We start from the raw sequence: 3,861 nt of genomic DNA, 5'->3' as shown, positions 1-3,861 counted from the left end.
CATACAAAAAGCGGGACTGGAGGGCCGGGGGGTCCGTCCAGTCCCGCTTTTTGTATGTCGTTCGCGTGACTAGGCCGGGGTCTGCGCGCGGCGGCCCGCCGCGGCCGACGCCAACCGCCCGAGCGCCTCGTCCTTGTCGCAGGCGTGGGCGCCCAACTCCGTCTGCCGGGCCACGATCGAACGCTCCAGACGCATCAGCCGCCAGCCGCGCCGCAGCAGGAAGGGCACCGACTTGCGGCCCTCCCGCAGATCGCGCAGGAAGCGGCGGCGGAACGTCGTCACCGGGCCCCGGGTCAGGCACAGCGCGTCCGCGAGGACGCCGAGTTCGCGGCAACGTCCCACGATCTCCGCCGCGAAGATGCCCTCGGCGATGAACAGCGGGGTCCGCTCGATGCTCAGGGACTCCCAGCCGGTGCGCGCGCTGAGCGAGATGTCGTACGCCGGGACGGTCGTACGGCTCGTGCGGCACAGCTCCTCGATCGCCGCGACGGCGGCGTCCGCGTCCCAGGACAGCGGATGGTCCCAGTCGATGTCCGTGCTGCCCTCCACCAGCGGCAGCGTCGGGTCGTCGCCCTCCTTGTAGAAGTCGTCGAGCCGCAGCACGGGCAGGCCGGAGCGGGCGGCGAGGAGGGATTTGCCTGAGCCGGACGGACCGGACAGCAGGACGACCCGGGTCGGTATCGGAGGATGCGAACTCACGAGAGTCCAGTGTGAGGCATCGCGCGGCTCCCGCCGAGTCGTCGGGTCGCCCATGGAGCGCACATCACACCTCAACTACCGTATGTGCCCCTGTGCTTACTTTCCGCAGCAGGGAGTGACCGCGCTGATGGCTCGACGCTCGGCTCCCCGGTCCCCCTTCGCCCGGCGCGCGTTGCTCGCCGTGACGACCGCGGGCGTCGCACTCGGCGCGGGCGCCGGTACGTCCGCCGCGGCGGACGGCGCCGCGTCGACGTGCTGCGTGCCCGCCCCGCCCTCGCTCGGCTCCGTGGACCCCCAGCAGGGCCCCCAGGCGCTGACCGGCACCGTCGGGTACGTCACCGGCCCGGTCGCCCCCTTCGAGCGCCGGCCCGGTGGCGCAGGCGCCGTCGATCGGGAGCAGCCCGGTGGTCGGGCAGGCGCTGGGCGGCCTTCGCTGAAGCCCGGCCCTGCGACAGGGCGCGGGGAACCGCGCGGCCGGCCCGCGCCTGCCCCGGCGTGCGTCAGTACGAGGAACCCGACGCGCCCAGCGACCCCGTGGGATGCCAGACCGTCTTCGTCTCCAGGAACGCCGTCATGCGGTCGATGCCCGGCGTCGCCGACCAGTCGTCCACAGGCTGTGGACGCAGTACCCGCTTCAGGTTGTCGGCCGCGGCGATCTCCAGCTCCTTGGCGAGGACGTCGTCCGCGCCGGCCAGGTCGATCGCGTTGACGTCCTGGTGCGCGGCGAGCGGCGTCGCGATCTCCGCCGTACGGCCGGACAGGACGTTCACGACACCGCCGGGCACGTCGGACGTGGCCAGGACCTCGGCCAGCGACAGCGCCGGGAGCGGGGCCCTCTCCGAGGCGACCACAACGGCCGTGTTGCCTGTGGCGATCACGGGGGCGACCACCGAGACCAGGCCCAGGAACGACGACTCCTGCGGGGCGAGGACGGCGACCACACCGGTCGGCTCGGGGGAGGAGAGGTTGAAGTACGGGCCCGCCACCGGGTTCCCGCCGCCCACCACCTGGGCGATCTTGTCGGTCCAGCCCGCGTACCAGACCCAGCGGTCGATCGTCGCCTCCACCTGCGCGGCGGCCTTCGACTTCGACAGCCCTTCGGCGTCGGCGACCTCGTGGACGAACTGGCCCTTGCGGCCCTCCAGCATCTCCGCGACCCGGTACAGGACCTGGCCCCGGTTGTACGCCGTGGCGCCGGACCAGGCGCCGAACGCCTTGCGGGCGGCGACCACCGCGTCACGGGCGTCCTTGCGGGAGGAGAGCGGCGCGTTGGCCAGCCACTTGCCCTTTGCGTCGCTCACCTCGTACACCCGGCCGCTCTCGGAACGCGGGAACTTCCCGCCGACGTACAGCTTGTAGGTCTTGAAGACGCTCAGACGGTTCGGTTCAGACATCGAGGTACGCCTCCAGGCCGTGGCGGCCGCCCTCGCGGCCGAAGCCCGACTCCTTGTAGCCGCCGAACGGCGAGGTCGGATCGAACTTGTTGAACGTGTTGGACCAGACGACGCCCGCGCGGAGCTTGTGCGCGACGGCCAGGATCCGGGAGCCCTTCTCGGTCCAGATGCCCGCCGAGAGGCCGTACTGGGTGTTGTTGGCCTTGGCGACGGCCTCGTCGGGGGTGCGGAAGGTCAGCACCGACAGCACCGGGCCGAAGATCTCGTCGCGGGCGATGGTGTGCGCCTGGGTGACGTTCGTGAACAGCGTCGGCGCGAACCAGTAGCCCGCCGAGGGCAGTTCGCACGCCGGGGACCAGCGCTCGGCGCCCTCCGACTCGCCCTGCTCGACGAGCGAGGTGATCCGGGTCAGCTGCTCCTCGGAGTTGATCGCCCCGATGTCCGTGTTCTTGTCGAGCGGGTCGCCGAGGCGGAGCGTCGACAGCCGGCGCTTCAGGGAGTCCAGCAGCTCGTCCTGGATCGACTCCTGCACCAGGAGGCGGGAGCCCGCGCAGCAGACCTGGCCCTGGTTGAAGAAGATGCCGCCCACGATGCCCTCGACGGCCTGGTCGATCGGGGCGTCGTCGAAGACGATGTTCGCGCCCTTGCCGCCCAGCTCCAGGGTGAGCTTCTTGCGGGTGCCGGCGACCGTCTTCGCGATCTCCTTGCCGACGGCCGTGGAGCCGGTGAAGGCCACCTTGTTGACGTCGGGGTGCGCGACCAGGGCCGCGCCCGTGTCGCCGTATCCGGGGAGGATGTTGACGACGCCCTTGGGCAGGCCCGCCTGGCGGCAGATGTCCGCGAAGAACAGTGCCGTCAGCGGGGTGGTCTCGGCCGGCTTGAGGACGACCGTGTTGCCGGTCGCCAGGGCCGGGGCGATCTTCCACGCCAGCATCAGCAGCGGGAAGTTCCACGGGATGACCTGGCCGGCGACGCCCAGCGGCCGGGGGTTCGCCCCGAAGCCGGCGTGGTCGAGCTTGTCGGCCCAGCCGGCGTAGTAGAAGAAGTGCGCGGCGACCAGGGGCAGATCGGCGTCGCGGGTCTCCTTGATCGGCTTGCCGTTGTCCAGCGTCTCCAGGACCGCCAGCTCACGGCTGCGCTCCTGGATGATGCGGGCGATACGGAAGAGGTACTTCGCGCGCTCCGAGCCGGGCAGCGCCGACCACTTCTCGAACGCCTTGCGGGCCGCCTGCACGGCGCGGTCGACATCGGCCTCACCGGCCCGGGCGATCTCGGAGAGGACCTCCTCGGAGGAGGGGCTGACGGTCTTGAAGACCTTGCCGTCGGCCGCCTCCGTGAACTCGCCGTCGATGAACAGGCCGTACGAGGGCGCGATGTCGACGATCGCGCGGGACTCGGGGGCCGGGGCGTACTCGAATACGGATGCCATGGTGATCAGTCCACCGTCACGTAGTCGGGGCCGGAGTAGCGGCCGGTGGCCAGCTTCTGGCGCTGCATCAGCAGGTCGTTGAGGAGCGAGGAGGCGCCGAAGCGGAACCAGTGGTTGCCCAGCCAGTCCTCGCCCGCCGTCTCGTTGACCAGGACCAGGAACTTGATCGCGTCCTTGGACGTGCGGATGCCGCCGGCCGGCTTCACGCCGATCTGGACACCGGTCTGGGCGCGGAAGTCGCGGACGGCCTCCAGCATGAGCAGGGTGTTGGCGGGAGTGGCGTTGACCGCGACCTTGCCGGTCGAGGTCTTGATGAAGTCCGCGCCCAGACCGGTGTCC

Annotated in this window: 3 protein-coding genes and 2 pseudogenes; 1 reads left to right on the top strand and 4 read right to left on the bottom strand. The window is 71.0% G+C overall.

Features of this window, described 5'->3' with window-relative positions; translation table 11 throughout:
* Positions 1 to 69: 69 nt before the first annotated feature.
* A complete protein-coding gene (locus AOK15_RS41010; protein WP_055524324.1) occupies positions 70 to 699 on the bottom strand; it encodes a uridine kinase family protein in 630 nt (209 codons plus the stop codon).
* 127 nt (positions 700 to 826) lie between these two features.
* On the opposite strand from AOK15_RS41010, the pseudogene AOK15_RS48215 reads away from it, so the two are divergent.
* A pseudogene (locus tag AOK15_RS48215) lies at positions 827 to 1,136 on the top strand (hypothetical protein).
* Positions 1,137 to 1,199: 63 nt separating this feature from the next.
* Here the strand turns inward: AOK15_RS48215 and AOK15_RS41005 are convergent.
* The 3 genes and pseudogenes from AOK15_RS41005 to AOK15_RS40995 all read right to left on the bottom strand — a co-directional run.
* Positions 1,200 to 2,093, bottom strand: a complete 894-nt coding sequence (locus AOK15_RS41005; RefSeq protein ID WP_055524323.1) for an aldehyde dehydrogenase family protein — start codon at positions 2,091 to 2,093, stop codon at positions 1,200 to 1,202.
* Positions 2,086 to 3,522, bottom strand: coding sequence for an aldehyde dehydrogenase family protein (locus AOK15_RS41000; RefSeq protein ID WP_055524322.1), 1,437 nt, complete (start codon positions 3,520 to 3,522; stop codon positions 2,086 to 2,088). The genes AOK15_RS41005 and AOK15_RS41000 overlap by 8 nt, the downstream gene beginning before the upstream one ends.
* Positions 3,523 to 3,527: 5 nt before the next feature.
* Positions 3,528 to 3,861 (bottom strand): annotated as a pseudogene (locus AOK15_RS40995) (deoxyribose-phosphate aldolase); the annotation flags it as partial.

The organism is Streptomyces ossamyceticus (assembly GCF_001418475.1).
Lineage (GTDB): Bacteria > Actinomycetota > Actinomycetes > Streptomycetales > Streptomycetaceae > Streptomyces > Streptomyces ossamyceticus.
Note: the sequence above shows the minus strand (reverse complement) of the source record. Positions and strands in the feature narration are given on the sequence as shown.